Consider the following 26,286-nt stretch of genomic DNA (forward strand, 5'->3'; position numbering starts at 1 on the left):
GTCAGGGCGCCGGCCTGCCCCCGCCCCCCCCGTGCCGCGTCCGGTCAGGGGCGTGCGCCGGGCTTGTCCACGACACCCATGCGGCACGGGCGGTGACGATCGAGCCGTTGTCGTACGTGGCCGTAGGCGTCTTCTTGCCCTTGTAGGCGGGCGGCTCGACAGGCGCTGCATGCTGTGACTCGCCCAGATACGCGTAGGTCTTCGGGTCCAGGAAGATCTCCTGCTTGCCCTGCCGGCCCGCGGCCGTGCGCTTGGGGTAGTTCACGATCACACCGATCGCGTTGCGCCCAAGGGGGTCCTTGACCCCCTTCTCCACCCGGGCACCGGGGATCTTCGCCAGCGCCCGGAACATCCCTGCCCGCACCTTTGGCGGGATGAGGACGGAACGGAAGAGGACGTCGATCTCCCTCCAGTCGCGTTCCGCCGCCGTTTCCCCCTTGATGTCGCCGATGGCGTGCTCCTCGCGGATGCGCCGCATCATCTGGTCGGGGTCGCTCGGCAGAGTGGCGAGGAAACGGTAGAACTGCCGCTGGGAACGGTCGTCATAGCCCTGCTTCTTCCACTTCTCCTCAAGAGCCGCGAGCGGACGGTTCCCACGGGAATGTCGAGGGCCTCGGCGATCTCCTGTTAGGTGAAGTCCGCCCAGGCGAAGAGGAGCAGTACGTGTCGATCGCCCTGGCTGAGCCGGGCCAGCGCTTTGGACAGCGGCCGGGAAGCCGCCTGCGCCGTGACCCGGTCGTCGGCGCGCTCGGCCCAGGTCTCCGCCACCGGGTCGTTCCCGGTGCGGGCGAGGATCTTCAGAGCCTTGACCTCGTCACGGCGGTGCCGGCTGATCAGCTTGGCCGCGATGCCATGCAGCCAGGGGCGGACAGAGGCGCGGCCCGCGTCGTAGCGGGCGCGTATCCGGAAGGCGGGCCGGCAGGGCAAGTCGGTCATTGAGTGGTTCGTTTGGCCAGCGGAATGAACATCGTTCACCACTACTTGCCAACCCGCGCGAAACAGGTTCACGTTCCGCCCGCACGGTCATCCCCGGGAAGGCTTCGGCCCGAGGGCTGTCCCGCAACTCAAGTCGATAGCTCAAGTCGATAACTCGACTCGATAACCCGACTCGTTGGCGCAGACAGCTCTCAGACAGCTCTCAGACAGCCGCGAAGTCCAGCAGCACCTTGCACGACCGGCTCCGGTCCGCCGCCAGGGCGAACGCCGACTCCGCCTCCCCGAGCGGGACCACCGCGCTGACCAGCGCGTCGAAGCGGGGCTCGGTCGCGAGCAGCGCGATCGCCTCGTCGAACTCGACGTCGAAGCGGAAGGCGCCCCGGAGTTCGATCTCACGGGACACCACGAGGTTGCCCGGGAAGGGGCTCTGGCCGGGCGGCAGCATGCCGAGCTGGACGACGACCCCGCCGCGCCGGACGAGGCGCAGGCAGGTGTCGAGGCCCGCGGCGACGCCGGACGCCTCGATGGCGACGTCGGCCTCCGCGGGCCACCCGGCATCGGCGGGATCGTCGGCCCGTACGACCGTGTCCGCTCCGGCCGAGACGGCGTACGCCAGCGCCTGGGGCAGCAGGTCCGTGACGGTCACCCGCGCAGCCCCCGCGGCCTTCGCGGCGGCCACCACGAGGCAGCCGATGGGCCCGGCCCCCGTCACCAGCACGTGCCGGCCCGCCACCGACCCTGCCCGCCGCACCGCGTGCAGCGCGACGGACAGTGGCTCGGCGAGCGCGGCCCGCTTGAGGTCGAGACCGGAGGGCAACGCCCGCAACTGTCCGGCCGGGACCACGACTTGGGCGGCGAACCCGCCCTGGACGTGGGGTGTACGCGCCGCGCTGCCCAGGTACCGCGCGTCCCGGCACACGTTCGCGCGCCCGTCGACACACTCGGGGCACACCCCGCACGGAGTCGCCGGGTGTACGGCAACGGCCGTACCCGGCACGGGAAGAAGCTGGGCGCCGCCTGCGCCGCGGCCTGAGGCCCCGTCGCCGTACGAGACGACCGTCCCCACGACCTCGTGTCCCAGCACCATCGGCTCCCGCAGCCGGAAGTCCCCGACCCCGCCGTGCCGCCAGTAGTGCAGATCGGACCCGCCCCCCGCCGTACCGGACGGCGACCAGCGCCTGGCCGGGCCCGACGGACGGCACGGGGAGTTCGTCGACCCGCAGGTCGCCCTGGCCGTGGATCACGCAACCGAGCATCGCCACGTTCCCTTCAGAGCACACTCGTCATGCCGCCGTCGACGTACAGCACCTGCCCGCTGACGAAGTCCGCCGCGGGAGAGGCGAGGAACAGCACCCCGCCGACCAGGTCGTCCGTACGGCCCCAGCGCCCGGCCGGGGTGCGCCGCCGCACCCACGCGCTGAACTCCTCGTCATCCACGAGGGGTTGGGTCAGCTCGGTCTCGATGTAGCCGGGGCCGAGCCCGTTGACCTGCACCCCGTACGGGCCCCAGTCCGCGCACATGCCCTTGGTGAGCATCTTCAGCGCGCCCTTGGTGGCCGCGTACGGGGCGATGCCCGGACGGACGACCTCGCTCTGCAGCGAACAGATGTTGATGATCTTGCCGTGGCCGCGCTCGGTCATCCTCCGCGCGGCCTCGCGGCCCACCAGGAACGCGCTCGTGAGGTTGGTGTTCAGGATCCGGTGCCAGTCCGAGTCCGTGAACTCCAGGAGCGGGGCACGCAGTTGCATGCCCGCGTTGTTGACGAGGATGTCCAGCGGACCCACCCGCTCCTCGACGTCCGCTATTCCGGCGGCCACTGACGGTCCATCAGTGACGTCGAACACCGCTGTGTGGACGTCGCCGGGCAGTTCCGACGCGGCCTTGGCGAGCCGTTCGGCGTCGCGCCCGTTGAGGACGACCGTGCAGCCGGCCTCCAGGAGCCCGCGGGCGAGCGCGAGCCCGATGCCGCGGCTGGAGCCGGTGACCAGGGCCGTTCGGCCGCTGATGTCGAAGAGAGGGTGAGCCATCGCCGTACTCCTAAGTCACTGACCCGATCATGAGTCACTGACCCGATTACGAGTCTCTGACCCGCTTACGAGTCTCCGGCTAGATCACGAGGGACAGCAGCAGGACCAGTCCACCGGCCACCACCGAGATGATCGTCTCCATGACCGACCAGGTTTTGATGGTCTGGCCGACGTTCAGGCCGAAGTACTCCTTGACCAGCCAGAAGCCGGCGTCGTTGACATGGCTGAAGAAGAGCGAGCCCGCGCCGATCGCGAGGACCAGCAGGGAGGTGTGGGTCGTCGACATGTCGGCCGCGAGGGGTGCCACGAGACCGGCGGCCGAGATGGTGGCGACGGTCGCCGAACCGGTCGCGAGCCGGATCGCCACCGCGATCAGCCAGGCGAGCAGCAGCGCGGGGATCGACCAGTCCTTGGAGATGTCCAGGATCATCTGGCCCACGCCGGAGTCGATCAGCGTCTGCTTGAAGCCACCGCCCGCGCCGACGATCAGCAGGATGCCCGCGATGGGGGCGAGGGACTTCTCGACGGTCGTGGAGAGGCGGTCCTTGGTGAAGCCCGCCGCCCGGCCCAGCGTGAACATACCGACGATCACGGCCGCGAGCAGGGCGATCAGCGGCGCACCGATGACGTCGAAGACGCGCTGCACCTTGTGCGTGGGGTCGTCGACGATGATGTCCACCAGCGCCTTGGCCAGCATCAGCACGACCGGCAGCAGCATGGTGGCGAGGGTGGCGCCGAAGCCGGGGCGCTTCTCCAGGTCCTCGGAGGCGCGGGTCGGGACCATGCGGTCGGGGGCGGGGACGTCCACCCAGCGGGCCGCGTACCGGGAGAAGACCGGACCGGCGACGATCACCGTCGGGATGGCGACCAGGACACCGAGCGCGAGCGTGATGCCGAGGTTGGCCTTGACCGCGTCGATGGCGACCAGCGGGCCGGGGTGCGGCGGGATCAGGCCGTGCATCACGGACAGACCCGCGAGCGCCGGGATGCCGATGCGCATCAGGGAGTAGTTGCCGCGCTTGGCGACCATCAGGACCACCGGGATCAGCAGCACGATGCCGACCTCGAAGAACAGCGGCAGGCCGATCACGGAGGCGATCAGCACCATCGCCCACGGCATGGCGCGCCCGCCCGCCTTGGCGAGGATCGTGTCGACGATCTGGTCGGCGCCGCCGGAGTCGGCGAGCAGCTTGCCGAGGATCGCACCCAGGGCGATCAGGACACCCACGCCGGCGACGGTCGAGCCGAGCCCGGTCGTGAAGCTGACTATGGCCTTGTCGAGCGGGGCCCCGGCGAACGCGCCGAGGGCGAGCGAGCCGATGGTCAGGGCCAGGAATGCGTGCAGCTTGAACTTGGTGATGAGCAGGACGATGACGGCGATGCCCGCGAGCACGGCGATGCCCAGCTGAGCATGGCCCGCCGAGGTGATCGGCTCGACGGCGTCCGCTGCCAGCATCTCGACGCTGAGTCTGGTCACGGTTGTTCCCTTACTTGAGAAAGGTTCGGGGGAGGGGAGGTACTTACTGCGAGGGGGTACTGCGAAGGGGAGGTGCTTACTGCGGGGGAGCGGGGCCTACTTCGAGGGCAGGACGAGACCCTGGAGCGCGGCCACGGCCCGCTCGGTGATCTCCCCGGGGTCGCCCGACACGTCCACGGCGACACCCGCCTCGTCCGCCTCCAGCGGCTGCAGGGTGGCGAACTGGGAGTCCAGGAGCGCCGTCGGCATGAAGTGCCCCTGGCGGTGCGACATCCGGTCCTCGATGAGCTTGCGGTCGCCAGAGAGGTGCACGAACACGACCCCGGGCGCCGCCGCCCGCAGCCGGTCCCGGTAACCGCGCTTCAGCGCCGAGCTGCTGACCACTCCGCCGAGTCCGTCCCGGTCGTGCGCCCAGGCGCCGATCGCGTCCAGCCACGGCCAACGGTCCTCGTCGGTCAGCGGTGTCCCGGCCGTCATCTTGGCGATGTTGGCCTGGGGGTGGAAGTCGTCGCCCTCGGCGTACGGAACGCCGAGCCGGGCCGCAAGCAGGGGACCGATGGTGGTCTTCCCGGTGCCTGCGACGCCCATGACCACGACGACGTGGGGGGTACGCACTTGCTGCATCGTGCTCTCGCTGTCTTCATCGACATCTGATGTCGACGCCACTGAAACTCATTAGGTACGACAAATTCAAGAGTCTGTGACATATAAGTCTGACTTTTTGTTCCCGGTGATGGCCTCGTACGCTGACCCCATGACCACACGGGGCCGGGGGCTGCACGGACATGTACTGGAAGCCCTTGGGCCGGCGATCACGGCGGGCGAATACCCGCCGGGGAGCGTGCTGCGCACGGACGAGCTCGCGCAGCGCTTCGAGGTGTCACGCTCCGTGATGCGTGAGGCGGTCCGGGTGCTCGAGTCCATGCACCTCGTCGAGTCCCGCCGCCGCGTCGGCGTGACGGTCCGCCCCAAGGCCGAGTGGAACGTGTACGACCCTCAGGTCATCCGCTGGCGGCTGGCCGGCGCCGACCGCCCCCACCAGCTCCGTTCGCTCACCGTGCTGCGCTCCGCCCTCGAACCCGTCGCCGCGGGCCTGGCCGCCCGGCACGCCACCGCCGAACAGTGCTCCGAGCTCACCGAGTGCGCGCTCGGCATGGTCGCCACCTCACGCGGGCAGCAGCTGGAGGCGTACCTCGTCCACGACATCGCCTTCCACCGGGTGATCCTCAACGCGTCGGGCAACGAGATGTTCGCCCGCCTCGGCGACGTCGTCGCGGAGGTCCTGGCGGGCCGCACCCACCACGAAGTCATGTTCGAGGACCCCGACCCGGCCGCCGTCACCCTGCACGTCCAGGTGGCGGAGGCCGTACGCGAGGGCAACGCGACCCGCGCCGAGGAACTCACCCGCGAGATTACGGTCGGCGCGCTTCAGGAACTGGACATCCTGGCGCCCTGACGGCTACTCGACGAAGTCTCCGTCGACATAGACCCAGGCACCGTCGACCCGCTCGAACCGGCTGCGCTCATGCAACGAGCCGCCCCGGTAGGAGGCCCGGAAGGTCACGGTCCCGGCGGAGTGGAACGCCGAACCCTGACTCGTGTCGAGGATCTCCAGACCGGTCCACCGCATCCCCGGCTCGAACTCCACCCTCGGTGGCCGCGTCCGCGGATGCCACGTCCGCAGCAGGTACCCCTCGTCCTCCTTCACGAAGGCGCTGTACCGCGACCGCATGAGCGACTCGGCGGTCGGTGCCGCGGCCTCACCACGGTGAAACCGCCCACAGCACTTCGCGTAGGGCTCGGGAAGCCCGCACGGACAGGAACGGCTGGTCATGGCTGCCCTTCTGACTAGGCCGAGTCGGCGTTGGTCGGCGGGTAGGTGGGCCGGGCCGGAACCGGCGCGTCGAGTGCCGGCAGGGGCGGCAGCGCCCTCTCGTACAGCCACGCGGCGAACACGTCGTCCAGCGGCTCGGCCGAGTAGCGGGAGACGTGCGAGGTGAAGGCCGTCGTGGTGACGGCTCCGCCGCGGTGCAGGGTGGCCCAGCCACGCAGCATACGGAAGAACGCGTCGTCGCCCATCCCGCAGCGGACCGCGTGCAGCGCGAGCCCGCCGCGCTCGTAGAGCCGGTCGTCGAACATCAGCTTGCGGCCCGGGTCGGACAGCATCAGGTCCTGCGGCTGCGCGGACAGCTTCCGGTGTGCGGCGGCGGCCAGTTGCTGCACCGTACGGCCGCCCGAGCGCTCCGACCACAGCCACTCGGCATACTTCGCGAACCCCTCGTTCAGCCAGATGTGCCGCCAGTCCGCGATGGACACGCTGTTGCCGAACCACTGGTGCGCCAGCTCGTGCGCGACCAGTCGCTCCGAACTCCGCGCGCCGTCCACGTGGTTGGCGCCGAAGAGCGACAACCCCTGTGCCTCGACGGGGACATCGAGCTCCTCCTCCGTCACGACGACCGCGTACTCGCCGAACGGATACGGCCCGAAGAGGTCCTCGAACAGCTCCATCATCGCGGGCTGCCGCGCGAAGTCCCGGGAGAACTCCGGCAGCAGATGCGCCGGCAGATGCCCGGACTGCGGAACACCGCCGAGGCCCGGGTCGCCGAGCAGCACCGCCTGGTACTTCCCGATCGACAGCCCCATCAGATAGCTGGACGTCGGCGCCGACTGCTCGTACACCCAGGTGGTCGTCGACGCCTTCGTCGTACGCGTCAGCAGGCGGCCGCCCGCCACCACCGAGTAGGCGGACGGTGTGGTGATCGAGATCTGGTACGAGGCCTTGTCGGCCGGGCGGTCGTTGCACGGATACCAGGACGGCGCGCCCACCGGCTGGCTCGCCACCAGCGCCCCGTCCTCCAGCTCCTCCCAACCGAGCCCGCCCCAGGGGCTGTTGACCGGCTTGGGGTTGCCGGACCAGTGCACCTCCACGGTGAAGGCGGCACCGGCCCGTATCGGCTTCGGCGGGCGGATGCGCAGCCTGCCGCCGCGGTGCGTGTAGTGCGGTGCCTTGCCGTCGACGCGGACCCGGCCGATCCGGAAGTCGGCCAGGTTCAGCTGGAACTCGGTGAGCGGAGCGCGGCCCGCTATGGCGTTGAGCCGCGCGGTGCCGGAGAGCCGGTTCGGGCCGGGGCGGTAGTCCAGCGCGAGCTCGTACCGGTGCGCCCGGTAGCGGGGATCACCGTTGACCGGGAAGTACGGGTCCGATCCCACTGTCTGCTGAACGCTCACTGCTGCGTCTGCTCCCTGCCCTGTGCTCGTACGACGTGCCGCTGTACCGCCCTTCGTATCCGATCCGGTCATGTTTTCTATGAACGCCATGCCTCGATCGGGTTGCCCAGCCAGCGGGTGTCGTCGGGAACGGACTCCGCCGCCATCACCAGCGACGCGGGACCCAGGGTGGAGCGGGCCCCGACGGTGCTGCCGGGCAGGACGATTCCGCCCGGGCCCAGGGTGGCGCCCTCACGGAGGACCACAGTATCCGTCCGCAAGATCCGGTCGTGGAAGAGGTGGGTCTGCAGGACACAGCCCCGGTTCACCGTCGAGGCGTCCTCCAGGGTCACCAGATCCGTCTCGGGCAGCCAGTAACTCTCGACCCAGGTGCCCCGGCCGATCCGGGCGCCGAGCCCGCGCAGCCACGCCGTCATCAGCGGCGTACCGGGCACGGATCCCGCCAGCCACGGCACGGCCACGACCTCGACGAACGTGTCCGCCAGCTCGTTGCGCCACACGAAGCCGCTCCACAGCGGGTGCTCGCCCGTCCGGTGCCGGCCCACGAGCAGCCACTTCGCCACGATCGACAGCACACAGGCGACCGCGCCCACGGCGAGCAGAACCACCCCGGAGAGCGCCCAGGCCCATGCCCCCAGCGCGCTCAGCGCGGCCACGGTGAGCACGGCCAGCGCCGCCGAGCAGAACACCGGCACGATCCGGCACAGCTCCACGAGGCCGCGCGCCCACAGCAGGTGCGCGGGCGGGTCGTACGTACGGCTCTGATCGCCGTCCTGCGTCGACCGCGGCAGCTTCACCGGCGGCAGCCCCAGATACGAGCTGCCCTTCTTCGCCTTCTTCGGCGTCGCCGACAGCACCCCGACCAGACCGCCGTCCGGCACGCTGCGGCCCGGGGCGGTCATCCCGGAGTTCCCGAGGAACGCCCGTCGCCCGATCTCGGCCCGCCCGATCCGCACCCAGCCGCCACCGAGCTCGTACGGCGCGGTCAGCGTGTCGTCCGCGAGGAAGGCGCCCTCGCCGACGGTGGTGAGACTCGGCAGCGCCAGGACGGTCGAGACCTCGGCTCCCCGGCCGATCTTCATGCCGAGCAGCCGCAGCCACACCGGCGTGATCAGCCCGGCGTACAGCGGGAACAGCGTCTCCCGGGAGCGGTCCATCAGCTGCGTGACGGTCCAGGCCTGCCAGCCGATCCGGCTGTGGGTCGGGTACGTGCCCGCGCGCAGACCCAGGCTGAGCAGCCGTACGGCGACCAGGAGCAGCAGCGCGTACGCCAGCCCGAAGGTGAGCGTCGCCGGTACCAGGGCGAGTGCGGCACCACGCAGGGCCTCGCCGAGCCCGGCGTCCGCGCTCACGAACACCTGAGCCACGAGCAGCGCGGCCACCCCGGCGACCAGCGGCAGCGCGGTCAGCGCGAAGCCGGTCGCGCCGTACATCACGCGCCAGTACGTGCCCCGGCGCGGGCGCTCCTTCGGCCAGGCCCGCTTCGCCTTGCCGAGCTTCACGGCGGGCGCTCCGGCCCAGCGCTGCCCGGTGGGAATCTGCCCGGCGACGGCGGAACCGGGGGCGACCTCGGCCCGCTTGCCGACCCGCGCACCCGGGAAGAGGATGCTGCGGGTCCCGACCACCGCGTGCGCGCCCACCTTGACCGGGCCGATCTCCAGCCGGTCGCCGTCCAGCCAGTGCCCCGACAGGTCCACCTCGGACTCGACGGCGGCACCCCGGCCCAGCTTGAGCATGCCCGTCACCGGCGGCAGCGAGTGCAGATCCACGTCGGGGCCGACCTTGGCGCCCAGGGCACGCGCGTACCGCTCCAGCCAGGCCCCGGTGAGCGAGGTCGCGCCGCTGAACTCGGCAAGGCGCTCGGCCGTCCACAGCCGCAGATGGACGCTGCCGCCGCGCGGGTGGCGACCGGGCTTGACGCCCCGCAACAGCAGCCGCGCCCCGCCCGCCGCGACAGCGAGCCGCCCGGGCGGGCTGAAGAGCAGCGCCGCCCCGGCGGCGACCAGCCACCACGACGCGGTCGGCGCCCACGGATACGGCCCGAACCACCGCAGTACGTTCCCGAGCGCGGTCAGCGCCACGGTCCAGCGCAGGCCCAGCAGCGTGAACAGGGGGATCAGCAGGAGGAGCTGGGTCGCCTTGGCCCGCACCGGGACCGGCGCGACGATCCGCTCGGCGCCGTCGTCCTGCGCGGACTTCTCCAGATGCCGGGCCAGCTTGCGCAGGGTGGGCTGCTGGTAGATGTCGAGCACGGCGGCGCTCGGGTAGCGGGTGCGCAGCTTCGTGGTGAGCTGGGCGGCGGCCAGGCTGCTGCCGCCGATCGCGAAGAAGTCGTCGGACGCGCCGGCGACGGGGATGCCGAGCACCTCGCTCCACTGCTCGGCGAGCCAGGCCTCGGTGCCGTAGAGCTGTTCCTTCGCGCCCCCGGTCTCCAGACCCTCCAGCGGCCAGGGCAGCGCGTTGCGGTCGACCTTGCCGGACGTCCGGGTCGGCAGGTCGTGGACCGGGGCGAGCAGCGGGACCAGCGCGGCGGGCAGCTCGGCGCGCAGCTTCTCGACGGCCGTGGCGTGGTCCCAGCCGTCCTGGGTGACGACATAGCCGACGAGCAGCTGGTTGCCGCCGCGGGCCGTGCGCACGGCGGCCGCGGCGCCCGCCACACCCGGCAGGGCCTGCAGTGCGGCGTCCACCTCACCGAGCTCGATCCGGCGCCCGCCGAGCTTGATCTGCTCGTCGGCCCGCCCGAGGAAGATCAGCCCCTCCGGCTCGGCCTTGACCAGGTCACCGCTGCGATACGCCCGCTCCCAGCCGAGCGACTCCAGCGGCGCGTACTTCTCCGCGTCCTTCTCGGCGTCCAGATGCCGGGCCAGACCGACCCCGCCGATCACGAGCTGGCCGCTGCCGCCCATCGGCACCGGCTCCCCGGCCTCGTCGACGACGGCCAGCTCCCAGCCGTTCAGCGGCAGCCCGATCCTGATCGGCTCCTCGCCGGTCAACAGCGAGGCACAGGCGACCACGGTGGCCTCGGTGGGCCCGTAGGTGTTCCACACCTCGCGCCCCTCCGTCACGAGCCGCTGGACCAGCTCGGGCGGGCAGGCCTCGCCGCCGAAGATCAGCAGCCGGACCTCGTTGAGCGTCTCGGGCTCCCACAGCGCGGCCAGCGTCGGCACCGTGGACACCACGGTGATCTCCTGCTCGACCAGCCAGGGGCCCAGGTCGGCCCCGCTGCGCACCTGGGAGCGCGGCACGGGCACCAGACAGGCGCCGTACCGCCAGGCCAGCCACATCTCCTCGCAGGAGGCGTCGAAGGCGACGGAGAGGCCCGCCATGACCCGGTCACCGGGGCCGATCGGGTCCTCGGTGAGGAACAGCTCGGCCTCGGCGTCCACGAACGCGGCCGCGCTGCGGTGACTGACGGCCACGCCCTTGGGCTTTCCGGTGGAACCGGAGGTGAAGATGATCCAGGCGTCGTGCTCGACGCCGGGCCGCGCGGCGGGAACGTCGGACCTGCCGGAGACGGTCAGCTCGTGCCCGGCCCCGACGACCGCGCGCACCTCCGCCTCCCCGAACACCAACTCGGCCCGCTCGTCCGGGTCCTCGGCGTCCACCGGCACATAGGCGGCACCGGCGGCCAGTACGGCGAGGACGGCGACGTACAGATCATTGGTGCCGGAGGGGACACGGACGCCGACCCGGTCGCCGAGGCCCACCCCGGCTTCGGCGAGCCTGCGCCGCAGGATCTCGACCTCCACGGCCAGCGCGCGGTAGGTGAGGCGGGCGGTGCCGTCGTCCAGCGCGAGTTCGCCCGGATACGACCGTACGGAGGCTTCGAAGACGTCGACGAGGGTGCGGGGGGAGGACGCGGAGGCGGCGGAGAAGCGTGCCGAGTCGCCGAACTCCGCACGTACCTCGTCGTCGGACAGCGCGAGTGCGGGGCCTTGCTCGAGGGCTGCCATCAGGTCCTCACGAGTTGTTCCCGGAGCGTCCGGGGCGCTGGTGGGCCCGCAGGTATGCCTGGGGATATTCCGGTCCAGCTCCAAACAAGCGTGGAATTTTAGTACGACGCTAGCCCCGGACCTGCGCGCCAGCCATGCGAGGAGGCGTCCGAGGGGCCCGGAACCACTGCTTCCGCAGCTGTGACATGGGGGTCTGTCATCCTGACGAGATCTGCCCCACACACGGCCGTAACACAACGAGTGAGGGCCGCGACCTGTTGGTCGCGGCCTTACTCAACTCGTGTGTCCGAGGGGGGAGCTGGACCGGAAACCGACGGATTCCCGCGTGCACCACCGAACTCGCTCTGAGCCCACGCCCCGGACGGACTCGGCCGCCAGACCCACTCGCCCCTGCGCGCGGTGCGACGCACCAGCCGCCGCCGCGACACCGCGACGGACCGCGAAGTCCCGGCCTCGATCAGCGTCCACGGTGCGGAGCGTGAAGCGGCAGGCAAAGCGGTGAGGACCGCCCCATGCACTCCGGCCGAGGAGCGAGCGCGAGCCGTCGCAGACGAGCTCGGCGGCCCCCACAGCGGGTTTCGTCCTGAAACTGCTGGTCATGGGGCTGGTTTGGGGTGGTGATGGGGATGTCCGGGCCCGGCGGCGACGTCAGGTCGGGAGCGCGAGCGGTCACAGGTCGAAGGTTCCGTTCAGGAGCTGGTCGGTCAGCTCGCGGTCTGTATTAGGGCCCCGCAGTCTCCGCGATCACGGGTGGACCAGTGGAACCACGCCGTCGCAGCGGCCGTCCCGGGCCAGTAGGCGCCCCATGTGCTTGACCGTGCGGAGTACCACCGAGCGGTCCTGAACGCTGAGTCGCGGCAGCCGCCGTGCCAGGTGTGCCTCAAAAGTGTGCACGTCGGCCAGTGTGCGCAGCCAGACGTCGATCACGAGGTTGCTCGTGCCCGCAGTGATCGAGCACGAGCGCACCTCGCGTACGTCGGCGAGGGCGCGAGAGGTCTCTCCCAGGTATTGGCCGGGCACGGATGCGAAGTACACCGCGGACAGCGGCCATCCGGACAGCGGCCTGGCCAGGTCACAGCGCAGGACCACCCTCGTGGCGAGCAGCGACTGAAGTCTGCGGCGCACTGTGCTTGGTCCGGCGTCGGTCGCCGTCGCCAGCCGGCGCATCGACATCCTGCCGTCGATGCCCAGCAGCTCCACCAGTCGTGCGTCGAGTGCATCGAAGTGGTCGGCAGCCTCCGCGCCGAGCGGATCCGGCACGGGGAGTGCGGCCTCGATGCGCGCGCACTGGACGGCGTCCAGACTGCGCAGCCGCCATCGGCTGCCCTCGGTGGGCACACCCGTGGACACGTGCGTACGCGTGGCCCGTACGTCCGGCAGTCTCTGGAAGAGCCCTCCGGTCAGGTCGGCGAGCTCGTTCAGGTCGCGGGCGTGCACGGTGGCCATCAGGTCCCGGCCGCCCGCCGTGAGCTTGACGTTCGCCACCGCGGGATGCGCCGCGAGAGCCAGCGCCACGGTCTCCGCGGCTCCCGGCTCGGTGTCGACCTCGACGAATCCGCTCACGACGCTATGAGGGTCGGACAGCCGAGGGTAGGCGGTTACCCACGCCAGACCGGCGTCCGTGAGGCGCTGCCAGCGCCGGGCGGCTGTCACCGGGTTGACTCCGAGTACGTCGCCGATCAGCGTCCAGGGGGCCCTCGGGTGGATCTGCAGGGCGTGTACGACAGCGCGGTCGAGCTCGTCCAGGGAGGGCATGCGCTTGTCCAGCGCATCCCTTTCCTGCACGCCTGCGGGTGGCTCGTTCCTGCGTGCCGCAGGGGAATCGGAGCCGAAAACTGCATCGTGACACGGTGTTGTCCTGGGCATTCCACACTCCATTCGCCTGTTCCTGATACCGGAGGAGTGATCCCGCCCGCCATGACGGATGTCACGACGCGAGAAAACGCCAAGGCCGCTCTGCGGTTCCACAACGCCCGGCTCATCGACGGCACGGGGGCAGCCCCCGTCGACGACGCCGTCGTACTCACCGATGCCGAGGGAGTCATCGCCTACGCGGGACCGGCTGCCACGGCGCCCCCGGCCGATCCCGGCGTCAAAAGCGTCGACGTCGGCGGCCGCACCCTCCTGCCCGGATTCTTCGACTGCCACGTCCACCTCGCCTACGCGCAGGGCTCGCCGCCCGGCCGCCGCGCCGAACTCGATCCCGTCCTGGTCACCCTGGACACCGCGACCCGGCTGCGCCAGACCCTCGACGCGGGCGTCACCACGGCCCGGGACCTGGCCGGCCTGTCCGCCGGATTCCGTACTGCGGTCGAGAGCGGGCGGATCGTCGGGCCGCGGCTGCACACGGCCGTGCGCATCATCAGCCACACCGGCGGCCACGCCGACGTGCGCCTGCCCGACGGCACCGACCTGAGCGCCGGGATGTCCGAGATCGCCGACACCGCCGACGGGGCGCGCCTCGCCGTGCGCCGCGTGCTGCGCGAGGGCGCCGACGTGGTGAAGATCTGCGCCACGGGCGGCATGGGAAGCCCGTACGACCAGCCCGACGACGAGGGCCTGCTGGAGGAGGAGATCCGGGCCGTCGTGGACGAGGCGCGGCGGCACGGCGGAAAGCCGGTGGCCGCCCACGCCCAGGGCAACGCCGGCATCCTCAACGCCCTCCGCGGCGGCGTCACCAGCATCGAGCACGGCTACGGCCTGGACGACCGGGCCCTGGACCTGGCGGGCGAGCGGGGCGTCTTCGTCGTGCCGACGCTGTCCACCGTGTACGCCGGCATCAACAAGGACACGATGCCGGACCACCACTACCAGAAGAAGGTCCGCTGGTCGGGGCTGACCAAGGAGAACATCGCCCGCGCCATCGAGCGCGGCGCCCGGATCGCGCTCGGCACCGACGCCGCCGTCGGCCCGCACGGCGTGAACCTGATGGAACTCAGCTACCTGGTGGACCTGGGCATGGACCCCATGGCCGCCATCGTCGCCGGTACCCGCACCTCCGCCGAACTCCTCGGACTGGACGACCGGCTCGGCACGCTGGCCGCTGGCCGCACCGCCGACCTGGTCGTCTGCGACGGCGACCCGCTCGCGGACATCGGCGCCCTCGGAGATCCCGCCAACATGGTGTGCGTCGTCCAGGACGGCATCGTCCGCAAGGACCTGCTGGGCCTCGCGGCCGGTGACGGGAGGCAGCTGTGACGTCCTCATCGACGGGCCTGCGCCTTCCGGGCGGTGCGGGCCCGGATGCGCGGCGGCGCAGTGGTCTCGACCGCCTGCTCAGTGCGATCGAGCGGGCGGGCAACGCCCTGCCGCACCCGGTCGTCCTGTTCTCCGCGCTGTTCACGATCCTCGCCGTCGCCTCCACCGCGCTCTCCCTCGCCGGCGTCACCGTCGAGGTCCCCGGCACCGACGAGACCCGGCACGTGACCGGGCTCTTCACCGGTGACGGGCTGCGCTGGCTGGTCGAGAACCTGATCCCGAACTTCGTGACCTTCCCGCCGATCGGCGCCGTCCTGGTCCTGATCATGGTGGTGGGGCTCGCGGAGCGGACCGGCCTGCTGGAGACGGTGCTGCGGGCCACCCTCGCCCGTGTCCCGCGTGCCGTCCTGCCGTACGCGGTGGCGCTCATCGCCAGTCAGGCGCACATGATGAGCGATGTCGGCGCCATCGTGCTGCCACCGCTGGCGGCGCTGGTGTTCAAGAGCGCCGGGCGCCATCCGGTCGCGGGCCTGATCGGCGGCTTCGCCTGCGTGACCGCGGGCTACGCCGCCGGGTTCACCATCGGCTCGCTCGACGCCCTGTATGTCGGCATCACCGAGCAGGCGGTCGCGGTGCTGCCGGCCGCCGACGGGCTCCACATCAATGTGCTCCTCAACTACTTCTTCACCGCGTCGAGCAGCATCGTGCTCGCTCTGCTCGGCGGGTTCCTGATCAGCCACGTCCTGGAGCCGAGGCTGGGGACGTACACCCCGACGACGGACGAGGACGAAGGGCAGCCGGACGGGATCGTTCTGACGCCCGTCCAGCGCCGCGGTCTGCTGGTCACCGCAGGTGTCGTCGCCCTCTACCTCGCCGCGGTGCTCGCCCTGTGGCTGCCGCCCGGCGCCCCGCTGCGCGGTGAGGGCGGGGCCTTCGTCCCCTCGCCGCTGCTCAGCGGCATCGTCCCGGTGCTGTTCGGCGCCTTCCTGCTGGCCGGACTCACGTACGGCTTCACCGTCAGGAAGCTCACCGGCACCGAGGACGTGGTCAACGCCGTCACCGAGTCGGTGAAGGGCATGTCCGGCTACCTCGTCATGATGTTCGTCGCCGCTCAGGTCATCGCGCTGTTCACCTGGTCGAATGTCGGTGTGCTGCTGGCCGTGAAGGCGGCCGCGCTGTTCAACTCTCTTGGCGTTACCGGCTTTTGGGCGATCATCACGTTCGTTCTGCTGGCCTCCTGCCTCAATCTCTTCGTGGTCTCCGGTTCCGCGCTGTGGTCCCTGGTCGGGCCCGTCTTCGTACCGGCGTTCATGCTGATGGGCATGAGCCCGGCGCTCGCACAGGCCGCCTTCCGGATCGGCGACTCCGCGACCGGCGCCCTCACCCCCATGAACCCCTATCTCTTCCTCGTCCTCGCGATGGTCCGCCAGTACGAGCCGGACGCCAGGCTGGGCATGCTCATCTCCCGGCTCGCCGTGTTCGTCGTGCCGTTCCTGGTGGTGTGGCTGGCGATCCTGGGGATCTTCTACGGGTTCGATCTGCCGCTCGGACCGGGCGCGCACGTCGGTCTCAAGTGACGGGAGCACACAGTCGGCCGGCTCCACCGGATTGATCCGGTGGAGCCGGCCGACGTGTCGTGAGGCGTGTGAGGTCATGGAGGGGCCCGTCCGGCGCGGCTCAGCCCTGCGCCACCCATTCCAGGACGGTCTTCGCGAACTCCTCGGGCAGCTGCTCCGGTGCAGGCACATGGCCCCCGGTCAGGACGCGGGTCTCGCAGCCGGTCGCCGCCGCGAGCTTCTCCAGCGCGGGCAGGGAGAAGTGGTCGCCGGCCGCGCAGACGGCGAGCGTGCGGGCGGTGACAGCGGCGAGGCGCTGGTCCGTCATGGCGCGCCGCACCGCTACGTGGCCTTCCTCCACCCGGTCGAGGACGGTCAGCGCGTCGATCACGTACCGGTTGAGGGCGGCCTCCTCGCCCTCCTGGTAGAAGCCCCGGCGCCGGTTCCACAGCTCCAGCAGGTGCGTTCCGTCGGGCCGGGGATCGACATGGTCGACGAGCTGCCGCTCACTCGCCGTGCGCCGCTTCTCGTCGTCGACGAAGGGCGTGGCGGAGAGCAGGAGGCTGGCCACGCGGTCCTGGTGTCGTGCGGCCAGCTCCACCGCGATCACCCCGCCCGTGTGATGCCCGACGAGGTGGAAGCGTGCGAGCCCGAGCTCCTCGATGAGCGCGTCGGCGGCGTCGGCGAATCGCTCGACGGTGTGCGGACCCTCGGGCTTGGCGGAGGCGCCGAAGCCGAGGGTGTCCATGGCGATGGCCCGGTGCTCGGCACCGACCAGCGGCAGCACTTCCAGGAACTCGGTCCAGGACCGGGGGGTTTGGTGGAGCATGAGGACGGGCTCGCCCGTCCCGCACTCGACGTAGTGCAACTGCCCGAAGGGGCTGGGCACGTAGCCCTTGTGCAAGGTGTCTGTCATCGCTGGCCTGCCTTTTCGGGTACGGGCGCGGAGAGTGCCGGCAGTACCGAGGAGCCGACGGCCTCGATCAGGGCGGCCGGTGGGTCGTAGGAGCCGACGTGTTGCAGGAACACTCCGGTGACGCCGGTGGCGTGCAGGGCGCGCAGTCGCTCGGTGAGCTGCTCCGCCGTGCCGAACAGGCAGAACTCCTGGGCGAACCGCCAAGCCGCCTTGTCGCTGATCCACTCCGAGCAGATGGCGACGGCCGCGTCCCAGTCCTCGGCGTGGACGAGATCCGGGTAGACGCCCTCGACGTGTGCGGGGACGTCGACGTCGATACCGGCGAGGGCGAGGAACGGCGCTCCACCGTTCTGCGCGATCGAGGCGCAGATCGGCTTGATCAGGCGTGCTTCGGCCTCGATGTCGTCGGTCACCGCGCAGTAGGCCGAGACGGTCAGTGGGAGCGCCGCGGCGGCACGGCCCGCGGTCTCGGCGCCTTCGCGCACGCGGTCCATCGCTCCGGACAGCGTTCTCGGGGAGACGCCGCTGAGGAGGATCACACCGTCGGCGATCTCGCCGGCGAGCCGCAGGTTTCGCGGTCCGCTCGCGGCCACATGCACGGGTACCTGGGGCTGCGGATCGCGCATGCGGGAGCGGACCACCTGGCCGTCGTCGGACGGGAAGTCCCAGGCCTCGCCGTCGAGGAGGGCGCGCAGCATGCCGACGCCCTCGCGCAGGGCTTTCGACGTGGTCTGGCGCAGCCCCACCGGACCGACGGAGCTGTTGCCCACACCGAGGCCCAACGTGAAGCGGCCGGGGGCGAGTTCGGCCACGCTGCGGGCGGCCGACGCGACGACGGAGGGGTGGCGGGTCGCCAGGTTGGTGACGGCGGTGCCGAGACCGATGCGTTCTGTTCCGAGGGCGGCGGCGGTGAGCGTGGTGAACACGTCCCGCCACAGCACCTGGGAGTCGGGGAACCAGGCGTCGGCGAAGCCCAGTTGTTCCGCGCGGCGCACGGTGTCGACGAGGCGATCGGCCCGGTCGCAGGGCGGTATGCGGATGCCGACCCGCAGGGGGGCGGCTGCGGTACTCATGCCGGTACCTGGGCCTGTACCACGAGGTCGAGGGCCACGTCGGTGATCATGTCTTCCTGGCCGCCGACCATGCGGCGCCGGGCGACCTCGACGAGGATCGTGCGGGTGTCCAGGCCGTAGCGGGCGGCGGCCGCCTCGGCGTGACGCTCGGCCTCCCGTAGCGCGGCGGCCGCCTTGACGATGTCCGCGGCGTTCATCGGGCGGCCACCGGCAGGGCGGTGACGAACGCGGTGTCCACGCCGAGCGGGCCCACTGCGGTCGCGCCTCCCGGCGCGCCCAGCGGGTCGGAGCGGCCAGGGAGCGCCTCGTCGAAGAAGCGGCGGTTGTCGGCGCGGTGCTCGGGGTCGGCCTTGCGGTCGACGGCGACGGCCTCCATGGGGCAGGCCACCTCGCAGGCGCCGCAGTCGATGCACTCGGTGGGGTTGATGTACAGCTTGCGGTCGCCCTCGTAGATGCAGTCGACCGGGCATTCCTCCATGCAGGACCGGTCCATGACGTCGACGCAGGCCTCTCCGATGACGTAGGCCATGTTCAGTTCTCCTTCTCGGTGGAGTGCCCGGGGAAGAGGGCGGCTTCGGGGTCGATGACGGTGGCCGCGTTGTTCACGGCGGTGGCGGCCTCGCCGAAGCCGACGGCGATCAGCCGGACCTTGCCCGGGTGGTCGGTGATGTCGCCGGCCGCGAAGACGCGGGGCAGGTTGGTGGCCATCCGGCTGTCGACCGCGATCTTGCGGGCGTTCAGGTCCAGGCCCCAGCGCTGGATCGGACCGAGGTCGGCGAGGAAGCCGAGGGCGGCGACGACGGTGTCGGCCCGCAGCGTGCGGGTCTCCTTCGTGAGGCGATGGCGGATCTCGGCCCGCTCGAGGCGGTCTGTGCCGTGCAGCGCGCTCACTTCGGAGTCGGTGACGATCTCGATACCGAGCCCGCGCACCTTCTCGACGCTCGCCTGGTGGGCGCGGAACCGGTCGGTGCGGTGGACCAGCGTCACGGACCGGGCGATGGGGTGCAAAGTGGCCGCCCAGTCGAAGGCGCTGTCGCCGCCGCCGACGATCACGACGTCCTGCCCGGCGTGTGCGGCGGGGTCGGGGACGAAGTACACCTGGCCGCGGTCGAGGAACTCCTCACCGGCCGGCAGCGGGCGCGGCGTGAACGTCCCGATACCACCGGTGATCACAACTGCCTTGGCCCGTACGGAGATTCCGTCCTCGGCGCGGACCACCGGAAGGCCGGCCTCGTCGTGGAGCAGCTCGACGGCGCGGCGGCCCAGGAGATAGCGGGGCGCGTACGCCTCGGCCTGCGCGACCAGGTTGTCGACCAGGACGCGGCCGCGTACGGCGGGGAATCCGGCGATGTCGAAGATCGGCTTCTCGGGGTACATGGCGCTGATCTGGCCGCCGAGTTGGGGCAGCACGTCCATGACCGCGACGCTCAGGCCGCGGAAGCCCGCGCAGTAGGCGGCGTAGAGGCCGGAGGGGCCCGCGCCGATGACCAGGATGTCGGCCTCGACCGTCTCGGGGTCGGGAGACGGCCCTTGAGGGGGTGCAGGCGAACTGGACATGGGACCTCCCGGGTCGCGTACGTGGTGGTGGGGTGGCTACGAGAACGGGCGTGAGGGAGCGGGCGCTCAGCGCAGGGACCGGCCGATGCCCAGGGCGGCCGTGCGCAGCGCGGCGCCGTGCCCCGACGGGTTGAGGCGGTAGGTGGGCGCCGTCACGGACAGAGCGCCGACGAGGGTGTTCTGGCCGCTGAAGACCGGGACCGCCATGCTGGAGTAGCCGAGGCGGATCTCCTCCGACTCGACGGCCACGCCCTCCGTGCGGATCTGCTCGATCTGGGCGCGCAGCCGGCCCGGCGAGGTCGCCGTGTGCCGGGTGACGGGCGGCAGACCGGCCGCGACCACGTCGGCGAAGAGCGTGCCCGGCGAGAAGGCGAGGATCGCCTTGCCGGTGGCCGTGCAGTACAGCGGGAGCCGGCCGGCCACCCGGGACTCCTCCATCAGGCCCCGGTGCGGATAGATCTTCTCCAGGTACATGACGTCGAGGCCGTCGGGGATGGCGAAATGGATGGTCTCGCGCGTGACGAGCAGGAGGTCCTCCATGTAGGGCTGCGCCACATCCCGCAGGACCCGCTGGCGGTGCACGCGCTGGCCGATCTCGAAGAGCCGCAGCCCGAGCCGGTAGTCGCTGCCCTCCCGCTCGAGGAGTCCCCAGAGAACGAGTTCCTGGGCGAGGCGGTGGACGGTGGCCTTGGCCACGCCGCTGCGCCGGACCAGTTCGGACAGCGAGAGGCTGCTGTCCTGCGCGGTGAAGGCCTCCAGGATGGGACGCACCTTGCCGAGGACCGAGTTCATCGGGTCGGCTGCGGCCGACGTCATGGGACCTCCCTGCTGATGCAGTGGGTGCGGTTCAGGGGCGTACGGCCGGGTCGACGACCGCGACGCCCATGCCGGTGAGCCACTCCGGGAGCTGCTCGTAGGCGAGGCGCCGGCCGGGCGCGTGGTCGAGGAGGGCGGCCATGATGAGCCAGGAGCGGACCTCCTGCGCCCCGTTGCCCGCCACCTTCTCCAGCTCCTGGCTGGTGAAGCCGGTGACGCGATGGGCCTCGCCGCTCTCCACCCAGCCGAGGAACTCCTCGTCGAACTCCGGGGAGATCGACGCCTCGGCGGCCCGGATGATCTCGCGGCGGCGGACGTCGTACTGCTGCCAGTTGTCCCGGCCGTCCAGCCACGCGCCGACCATGAACTCCTCGTCCTCGCCGTGCGGTTCACGCCAGTCCGGCCAGGGCAGCCGGTGCGAGAGCCCGCCGGAGCCGATGACGGCGACGCGCCGGTCGCCGGGGAAGTCGAGGACGGCCTTGCGCAGGGCCCGGCCGAGCTGGTCGCAGCGCTCCAGGGTCGGCAGCGGCGGCGCGAACATGTTCACCACCAGCGGCACGATCTCCACGTCCAGGCCGTCGAGGAGGTACTGGATGGCGTGCGACTGGCCGTGGTCGATCTGCAGCCGGGCCGAGAACGCGAGGTCGAATCCCGCCTCCTCCACCAGGTGTCCCGCGAGGTGCTGGGCGAGGGAGACGTCGACGCGCTGCGGCCCCTTCGGCGTCCCCGACTCGCCACTGGCCACGCACTCGCCGACGCCCAGCGTGAACGCGGGGATCAGGTCCAGCCAGAAACCCCGGAAGTGGTTGGAGCCCACCAGGATCACCGTATCGGGGCGGGCCGCGGCAAGCGCCTCGCGGGCCTGGCCCAGGCCGTCACGGAAGCGCTCCGCGCGGTCCTTGTGGAAGGTCTGTTCCCAGTGCGTGTTCATGAGGGTGCTGTGCGAGGCACCCACACCCAGGACTATCTCGGTCATACGTCGGTCTCTCCTTGCACCTCGGCGCGGGTGCGGGTGACGGTGTCCAGCGCCGTACGGATCAGATGGCGCGTGAGCTGCTCCATCGCCGCCAGCGAGACGGTGTTCATGCCGCGCGTGAAGTCGATGTCGAACGGCGCCCGTTCGGCGGCCACCTTCGGCATGCCGACCCGCACCGTGGGGATGCCGCGCGAGCGCAGGATGTTGGCGTCGGTGGCGCCGCTGTTGCCGCGGATCACCTCGTGCTCCCGCCCCTCGATCGCCTCCCAGGACGCGGCCGCGCTACGGAAGATCCAGCTGTCCTGGTCGGTGCGCGTGCCGGGGATCGCGAGGATCATCTCGGCGTCCACATCCAACTCGGGCTGCTTGTCCCGCAGTTCGTCGAGCGCCCGCTCGAACGCGCGCTTGGCCTGCATCGGCGTCGTGTCGGGGCCGATCCGCAGATCCACGCGGAGCGTGCAGGCGGCCGGGGTGACCGCCGCCATCCGCGGCCAGCCGCCGCGGATCGACGAGACGACGCCCTGCGGCGCGACGGTACCGGTGGTGTGCTGTGCCGCGTAGCGCGTGAACCACTCCTCCAAGTGCAGGGCGACCTCGCCGGCCCGCGCGATGGCGTTGTCGTAGGGCAGGCGGTGGCGGGAGCCCACATAGGTGTGGGTGCCGCGCACCGTGACCTCGAACCACACCAGGCCGACCTCGTCCCAGGAGACCGTCCAGCCGGGCTTGGCGATCAGCGCGTAGTCCGTCCACACGCCCTGCTCCAGGAGGAACGAACAGCCCGCGCCCTGACCGGTGTTGCGACGCTCTGAGCGGGAGAGCGCGTTGGTCGGCATGCCGCCCGCGCCGAACGCCGCGACCAGCGAGCCGCTCAGCGGCACCCCCGCCCGGGCGATCGCCTCGGCGGCCATCATGACGCAGGCCGCGTGCCCCTTCGGGTTCGAGGCGCCGAGCCCGGTGATCAGGTCGCCGTCGACCACGGTGGCGCTCGGACGCATGTCCTCGCGCAGCCGTGGTCCGATCCACGGCACGTCCTCGCTCTCCTCGCCCACCGTCAGTGTGTCGATCGGCGCGTACAGCATCAGGTCGGGACCGGTGCCGTCGCCGTCGAGCCGTGCCCAGGCGTTGGCCTGCCGGTCGTCGAGCGGCTGGGTGGTCGCGTGCAGCCCGGCCTCGGTGAGCGTGCCGGCGATGTGCCGGGCCAGCGGGGCCTCCTCGCCGGTGGGACTCGCGATGTCGACCAGGCCGCAGATCAGCTCGCGCAGCCGGTCGGTGGTGACCTCGGCGAAGGCCTTCTCCGCCCAGGCACGCCGCTGTGCGTCGAGTCCGGCCAGCGCGTCAGGCGTGGCCGTCGCGTCGCCGGTCACTGGTTGATCCTGTGGACCTGGGTCATCGTGGTGCGCGCGATGTACTTCTTCGCCCGCGGGAAGCCGATCGCGACGGCGATGCCGATCAGCAGGGTGAGCAGGGTGCGTCCCATGGTCTGGTTACTCCTTCTTCTCGTCGGGGTCGGCGGGGAGGGCGGCGCCCGCGGCGGCGAGCTTCTTCGCGTACTCCTCCTCGCTGAGGTTGCGCCAGGCGGTCAGCGAGATGTCGGGCCGGTAGAGCTTCTCCGGGGGCGCGTCGGTGACGTCGACCATCCACGCGTCCTGGCCGGAGAACTGGCCGTGGAACAGCCAGCGGACCGCGCCCAGGTACTTGCCGTAGAAGCGCAGCGTGTCCCAGCCCTCGGTGAAGTTGACCATCACGCCGACATAGCGGTGGTTGTCGTCGTCGACCGGGACGTAGAACTCGTAGTGGATGAACTTGGGGTAGGCGATCCGCAGCACGCCCGGCATCGACAGCGAGGCGAAGCCGGGGAACTCCTGCGCCTCGATGGTCGGGTCGACGGCGTCGGCCTTGCCGGTGTTGCCGAGGTTGAACGTCTCCTTCGGAGGCTGCTTCTTCCACCACCGCTTGTTGCTCCAGCGGCCGACCCCCGGGAAGTCCGCCTCCCAGTGCACCTCGTCCTGGACCCGGTAGAGCCAGCGCCCACGCGGCACGATCCGGGTGATGTTCCAGGTCGGCATCGGCTTGAACAGCCGCCAAAGGGCCGTGCGGTGAAGGTACTTGGCGTGCCCTTCGTCGAAGCCGTTCTCGCAGGCGAACCGCCAGTTGCCGGCCCGCGGGTCGATCCGGCCGCCCATCACGAACGCGTTCGAGACGAGCTCCTCGGGCAGCTGCTCGTCGATCGGGTGCGGCTCCTCCTCAGCGACCGGGATGTACACCCAGACCATGCCGAGCCGCTCCTCGACGGAGTACGTGCGCACCCCGAGCTTCCCGGTGAGACGGCAGCCGGGGCCGTCGGTGATGACGGCGCTGAGCTTTCCGGTCGGCAGATCGAAGGTCCAGCCGTGGTAGGGGCAGCTGACGGTGCCGGGGAACTGCTGGTTGCCCTCCGAGAGCGGCACGCCCCGGTGCGGGCAGCGGTCGTGCAGCGCGTACGCGGTTCCGTTGTCGCGGATCAGCGCGAACTTCTCCCCGCAGATCGTGAACGACTGCGGCTTCTCGGTGACGTTGGTCGACCAGGTCACCGGATACCAGTAGCCGCGGAACCCGGCGCCTGCCGCGTCGTAGTGCGGCCATGACGTCCAGTCCTGCCGGCCGGGCGCCTTGTCGGCGCCGCGTGCCGGCCGACCGGCGCCCCTGGCGGGCCGTGTGCTCTCACCCGTGGCCATCGTGCCTGACCTCCTGCTGCTGTCGGTTCGGTGGGAAGAGCATCGACGGCATCCGGGACGGCGCCTACTGTCGCGGTCCGCTGAGCAGACCGCCCCCGTCAGGATCGGTCCGGTGTCCGGTCGGGACCGTGGCCCGGCCGCGGACCGGTCAGTGGACCGGAGGCCTTGAGCGGCTCGCGCGCGCCGGACACCATGCGCGCATGGCTGATCAGGACCGGCGGGCTCACGCGCACCCCGGGCACCCTGCGGGGGTGCCGCTGTGCACCCGATGACCGTGCCCGGGCTCCTGGACGCGTCGGCCGAACGCTTCGGCGACCGGCCCTTCCTGCGGGTGGGTGAGGTGTCCCGGACCTACGCCGAGACCCGGCAGGCCGCGGCCGCGATGGCCTCGGCGCTCGCCCGGCGCGGCTGCCGGCCCGGAGACCGGGTCGCGGCCCTGCTCGGCAACCGCGTCGAACTCGTCGACCTGATCCTGGGCTGCGCCTGGCTAGGCGCGGTCCTCGTACCGCTGAACACGGCGCTGCGCGGCACCTCGCTGCGGCACGTACTGAGCGAATCTCGTCCTCAATTCCTCTACGCGGAAGAGGAGTTGGCGCCGCACGCGGTGGCGGCCGGCTATGACGGGACGCTCTGGACGACATCCGACGACGGCGGTGCCCCGCGACCCGAGGACGGGGACGCGGACGCCGAGTCGGCATCGCTCCCCGGCGACACGGCCTGCATCCTGTTCACCTCCGGCACGACAGGGCCGTCGAAGGGGGTGTGCTGCCCGCACGCCCAGTTCGTGTGGTGGGGCCGCAACGTCGCCGACGCACTGCGCCTGACCGCGGACGACGTGCTGTACACGTGCCTGCCGCTGTTCCACACCAACGCGCTCAACGCCCTGGCCCAGGCCATGACGGCCGGCGCACAGTACGTCCTCGACAGCCGGTTCTCCGCGTCGCGGTACTGGCGCCGGGTCGCCGAAGTCGACGCGAGTGCCGTGCACTTGCTGGGCGCGATGGTGCCCATGCTGCTCGCCCAGCCCGAAAGCCCGCACGACCGGTCCCACAAGGTGTGGCGCGGCCTGTCCCCCGCGACTCCCGCACCCGCGTGGAACGCCTTCCTGGCACGCTTCGGTGTCACGCTCCTCGACGGATTCGGCTCCACGGAGACCAACCTCGTCATCGGCTCCGACCCCGACCAGGCACGGCCCGGCCGGATGGGCCTCCTGCGTCCCGGCTTCGACGCACAGGTCGTCGACGCCGCGCTGGACCCCGTCCCCGACGGCACACCGGGCGAGCTCATGGTGCGTACCGAGCAGGAACACGCCTTCGCCACCGGCTACTTGGGGCAGCCGCCACTGCCGCCCGGCGCCTGGCGGCGCACCGGGGACCGCGTGGTCCGCGAACGCGACGGACAGTACCGGTTCGTCGACCGCATCAAGGACGTCATCCGGCGTCGCGGCGAGAACATCTCCTCGCACGAGGTGGAGTGCGCGGTCCGCAACCACCCCGCCGTGGCCGAGGCGGCAGCCTTCCCGGTGCCTTCGCGGCTCGCCGAGGACGAGGTCATGGTCGCCGTCGTCGTACGCCCCGGCCACGCGCTGGACCCCCGCGAACTCGCCCGCCACTGCGCGCGCGAGCTGCCGTCGTTCGCCGTGCCGCGCTACATCGACACCGTGCCCGCACTGCCGCTCACCGAGACCGGCAAAGTGCGCAAGGCGGTGCTGCGGGAACGCGGGGTCGGCGTGGGGACGTGGGACGGTGCCGCGCCGTAAGGGCCTGGGGTGTCATAGGGCCTGTCCGGCGGATCAGGGTCGGGCAGGCCATAGGGCTCGGGCCGCCACCCCGGTATGTACCGGAATGGCGGCCCGACC

At 71.3% G+C, this 26,286-nt stretch carries 19 protein-coding genes and 4 pseudogenes; 4 read left to right on the forward strand and 19 right to left on the reverse strand.

What is annotated here, in order from left to right; all coding sequences use genetic code 11:
- Window position 1: 1 nt before the first annotated feature.
- The 6 genes and pseudogenes from ACZ4WS_RS09015 to ACZ4WS_RS09040 all read right to left on the reverse strand — a co-directional run.
- Window positions 2-553 (reverse strand): annotated as a pseudogene (locus tag ACZ4WS_RS09015) (CU044_5270 family protein); the annotation flags it as partial.
- A pseudogene (locus ACZ4WS_RS09020) lies at window positions 478-912 on the reverse strand (RNA polymerase sigma factor); the annotation flags it as partial. The pseudogenes ACZ4WS_RS09020 and ACZ4WS_RS09015, both read right to left, overlap by 76 nt.
- Before the next feature lie 226 nt (window positions 913-1,138).
- A pseudogene (locus ACZ4WS_RS09025) lies at window positions 1,139-2,192 on the reverse strand (L-idonate 5-dehydrogenase).
- Between the two features lie 13 nt (window positions 2,193-2,205).
- Window positions 2,206-2,964 carry an SDR family oxidoreductase gene (locus ACZ4WS_RS09030; RefSeq protein ID WP_467978609.1) on the reverse strand — a complete coding sequence of 253 codons (759 nt, stop codon included), beginning with the start codon at window positions 2,962-2,964 and terminating at the stop codon, window positions 2,206-2,208.
- Window positions 2,965-3,043: 79 nt separating this feature from the next.
- Window positions 3,044-4,441, reverse strand: a complete 1,398-nt coding sequence (locus ACZ4WS_RS09035) for a GntT/GntP/DsdX family permease (RefSeq protein WP_467978610.1) — start codon at window positions 4,439-4,441, stop codon at window positions 3,044-3,046.
- A 96-nt stretch (window positions 4,442-4,537) separates the two neighbouring features.
- On the reverse strand, window positions 4,538-5,065 hold the full coding sequence (locus tag ACZ4WS_RS09040) for a gluconokinase (protein ID WP_467978611.1): 528 nt from the start codon (window positions 5,063-5,065) through the stop codon (window positions 4,538-4,540).
- A 130-nt stretch (window positions 5,066-5,195) separates the two neighbouring features.
- On the opposite strand from ACZ4WS_RS09040, the gene ACZ4WS_RS09045 reads away from it, so the two are divergent.
- Window positions 5,196-5,897 carry a FadR/GntR family transcriptional regulator gene (locus tag ACZ4WS_RS09045; protein WP_467978612.1) on the forward strand — a complete coding sequence of 234 codons (702 nt, stop codon included), beginning with the start codon at window positions 5,196-5,198 and terminating at the stop codon, window positions 5,895-5,897.
- Between the two features lie 3 nt (window positions 5,898-5,900).
- Here ACZ4WS_RS09045 and ACZ4WS_RS09050 read toward each other — a convergent pair whose 3' ends face one another.
- The 4 genes from ACZ4WS_RS09050 to ACZ4WS_RS09065 form a co-directional block, all read right to left on the reverse strand.
- Window positions 5,901-6,275: a YchJ family protein gene (locus ACZ4WS_RS09050; protein WP_467978613.1), complete on the reverse strand. Its 375-nt coding sequence runs from the start codon at window positions 6,273-6,275 to the stop codon at window positions 5,901-5,903.
- Between the two features lie 14 nt (window positions 6,276-6,289).
- On the reverse strand, window positions 6,290-7,669 hold the full coding sequence (locus ACZ4WS_RS09055) for a M1 family metallopeptidase (protein ID WP_467978615.1): 1,380 nt from the start codon (window positions 7,667-7,669) through the stop codon (window positions 6,290-6,292).
- 77 nt (window positions 7,670-7,746) lie between these two features.
- Window positions 7,747-11,622: a Pls/PosA family non-ribosomal peptide synthetase gene (locus ACZ4WS_RS09060; protein ID WP_467978617.1), complete on the reverse strand. Its 3,876-nt coding sequence runs from the start codon at window positions 11,620-11,622 to the stop codon at window positions 7,747-7,749.
- Window positions 11,623-12,366: 744 nt separating this feature from the next.
- Window positions 12,367-13,488 (reverse strand): Lrp/AsnC family transcriptional regulator, encoded by a 1,122-nt coding sequence (locus ACZ4WS_RS09065; protein WP_467978618.1) that lies wholly within the window; start codon window positions 13,486-13,488, stop codon window positions 12,367-12,369.
- Between the two features lie 51 nt (window positions 13,489-13,539).
- On the opposite strand from ACZ4WS_RS09065, the gene ACZ4WS_RS09070 reads away from it, so the two are divergent.
- Together ACZ4WS_RS09070 and ACZ4WS_RS09075 are read left to right on the forward strand one after the other, a co-directional pair.
- Window positions 13,540-14,820, forward strand: a complete 1,281-nt coding sequence (locus ACZ4WS_RS09070) for a metal-dependent hydrolase family protein (RefSeq protein ID WP_467978620.1) — start codon at window positions 13,540-13,542, stop codon at window positions 14,818-14,820.
- The gene (locus ACZ4WS_RS09075) at window positions 14,817-16,397 is read left to right on the forward strand and encodes an AbgT family transporter (RefSeq protein ID WP_467978621.1); all 1,581 of its coding nucleotides are present in this window, start codon (window positions 14,817-14,819) and stop codon (window positions 16,395-16,397) included. Before ACZ4WS_RS09070 ends, ACZ4WS_RS09075 begins: the two co-directional genes overlap by 4 nt.
- 100 nt (window positions 16,398-16,497) lie before the next feature.
- On the opposite strand, the gene ACZ4WS_RS09080 is transcribed toward ACZ4WS_RS09075, so the two are convergent.
- The 9 genes and pseudogenes from ACZ4WS_RS09080 to ACZ4WS_RS09120 all read right to left on the reverse strand — a co-directional run bounded on the left by ACZ4WS_RS09080 (window position 16,498) and on the right by ACZ4WS_RS09120 (window position 24,428).
- On the reverse strand, window positions 16,498-17,292 hold the full coding sequence (locus ACZ4WS_RS09080) for an alpha/beta fold hydrolase (protein ID WP_467978623.1): 795 nt from the start codon (window positions 17,290-17,292) through the stop codon (window positions 16,498-16,500).
- A complete protein-coding gene (locus tag ACZ4WS_RS09085; protein WP_467978624.1) occupies window positions 17,289-18,365 on the reverse strand; it encodes an LLM class flavin-dependent oxidoreductase in 1,077 nt (358 codons plus the stop codon). Before ACZ4WS_RS09085 ends, ACZ4WS_RS09080 begins: the two co-directional genes overlap by 4 nt.
- Window positions 18,362-18,511 (reverse strand): annotated as a pseudogene (locus ACZ4WS_RS09090) (4-hydroxy-2-oxovalerate aldolase); the annotation flags it as partial. The gene ACZ4WS_RS09085 and the pseudogene ACZ4WS_RS09090, both read right to left, overlap by 4 nt.
- A 47-nt stretch (window positions 18,512-18,558) precedes the next feature.
- On the reverse strand, window positions 18,559-18,894 hold the full coding sequence (gene fdxA, locus ACZ4WS_RS09095) for a ferredoxin (protein ID WP_467978626.1): 336 nt from the start codon (window positions 18,892-18,894) through the stop codon (window positions 18,559-18,561).
- A gap of 2 nt (window positions 18,895-18,896) precedes the next feature.
- Window positions 18,897-19,922, reverse strand: coding sequence for an NAD(P)/FAD-dependent oxidoreductase (locus tag ACZ4WS_RS09100; protein ID WP_467978628.1), 1,026 nt, complete (start codon window positions 19,920-19,922; stop codon window positions 18,897-18,899).
- A gap of 66 nt (window positions 19,923-19,988) precedes the next feature.
- Window positions 19,989-20,738 carry an IclR family transcriptional regulator gene (locus ACZ4WS_RS09105; protein WP_467978630.1) on the reverse strand — a complete coding sequence of 250 codons (750 nt, stop codon included), beginning with the start codon at window positions 20,736-20,738 and terminating at the stop codon, window positions 19,989-19,991.
- Window positions 20,739-20,769: 31 nt separating this feature from the next.
- Window positions 20,770-21,714 carry a DODA-type extradiol aromatic ring-opening family dioxygenase gene (locus ACZ4WS_RS09110; protein ID WP_467978632.1) on the reverse strand — a complete coding sequence of 315 codons (945 nt, stop codon included), beginning with the start codon at window positions 21,712-21,714 and terminating at the stop codon, window positions 20,770-20,772.
- Window positions 21,711-23,078, reverse strand: coding sequence for a M20 family metallopeptidase (locus ACZ4WS_RS09115; RefSeq protein WP_467978634.1), 1,368 nt, complete (start codon window positions 23,076-23,078; stop codon window positions 21,711-21,713). Before ACZ4WS_RS09115 ends, ACZ4WS_RS09110 begins: the two co-directional genes overlap by 4 nt.
- A 120-nt stretch (window positions 23,079-23,198) precedes the next feature.
- The gene (locus ACZ4WS_RS09120) at window positions 23,199-24,428 is read right to left on the reverse strand and encodes a Rieske 2Fe-2S domain-containing protein (protein ID WP_467978636.1); all 1,230 of its coding nucleotides are present in this window, start codon (window positions 24,426-24,428) and stop codon (window positions 23,199-23,201) included.
- A gap of 268 nt (window positions 24,429-24,696) precedes the next feature.
- Here ACZ4WS_RS09120 and ACZ4WS_RS09125 point away from each other — a divergent pair, with 268 nt between their 5' ends.
- Entirely contained in the window at window positions 24,697-26,187 is a 1,491-nt protein-coding gene (locus tag ACZ4WS_RS09125; RefSeq protein WP_467978638.1) for an AMP-binding protein, read from the forward strand.
- Window positions 26,188-26,286 lie beyond the last annotated feature (99 nt).

It is taken from the genome of Streptomyces sp. NPDC029292 (genome assembly GCF_055569295.1).

Bases quoted from the DNA above. Each gene is read 5' to 3' on its own strand.
- ACZ4WS_RS09065 (WP_467978618.1), bottom strand. From the start codon at position 13,488: ATGCCCAGGACAACACCGTGTCACGATGCAGTTTTCGGCTCCGATTCC.
- ACZ4WS_RS09125 (WP_467978638.1), top strand. From the start codon at position 24,697: ATGACCGTGCCCGGGCTCCTGGACGCGTCGGCCGAACGCTTCGGCGAC.
- ACZ4WS_RS09050 (WP_467978613.1), bottom strand. From the start codon at position 6,275: ATGACCAGCCGTTCCTGTCCGTGCGGGCTTCCCGAGCCCTACGCGAAG.
- ACZ4WS_RS09085 (WP_467978624.1), bottom strand. From the start codon at position 18,365: ATGAGTACCGCAGCCGCCCCCCTGCGGGTCGGCATCCGCATACCGCCC.
- fdxA (WP_467978626.1), bottom strand. From the start codon at position 18,894: ATGGCCTACGTCATCGGAGAGGCCTGCGTCGACGTCATGGACCGGTCC.
- ACZ4WS_RS09120 (WP_467978636.1), bottom strand. From the start codon at position 24,428: ATGGCCACGGGTGAGAGCACACGGCCCGCCAGGGGCGCCGGTCGGCCG.
- ACZ4WS_RS09080 (WP_467978623.1), bottom strand. From the start codon at position 17,292: ATGACAGACACCTTGCACAAGGGCTACGTGCCCAGCCCCTTCGGGCAG.
- ACZ4WS_RS09045 (WP_467978612.1), top strand. From the start codon at position 5,196: ATGACCACACGGGGCCGGGGGCTGCACGGACATGTACTGGAAGCCCTT.
- ACZ4WS_RS09100 (WP_467978628.1), bottom strand. From the start codon at position 19,922: ATGTCCAGTTCGCCTGCACCCCCTCAAGGGCCGTCTCCCGACCCCGAG.
- ACZ4WS_RS09105 (WP_467978630.1), bottom strand. From the start codon at position 20,738: ATGACGTCGGCCGCAGCCGACCCGATGAACTCGGTCCTCGGCAAGGTG.
- ACZ4WS_RS09070 (WP_467978620.1), top strand. From the start codon at position 13,540: ATGACGGATGTCACGACGCGAGAAAACGCCAAGGCCGCTCTGCGGTTC.
- ACZ4WS_RS09030 (WP_467978609.1), bottom strand. From the start codon at position 2,964: ATGGCTCACCCTCTCTTCGACATCAGCGGCCGAACGGCCCTGGTCACC.
- ACZ4WS_RS09060 (WP_467978617.1), bottom strand. From the start codon at position 11,622: ATGGCAGCCCTCGAGCAAGGCCCCGCACTCGCGCTGTCCGACGACGAG.
- ACZ4WS_RS09040 (WP_467978611.1), bottom strand. From the start codon at position 5,065: ATGCAGCAAGTGCGTACCCCCCACGTCGTCGTGGTCATGGGCGTCGCA.
- ACZ4WS_RS09110 (WP_467978632.1), bottom strand. From the start codon at position 21,714: ATGACCGAGATAGTCCTGGGTGTGGGTGCCTCGCACAGCACCCTCATG.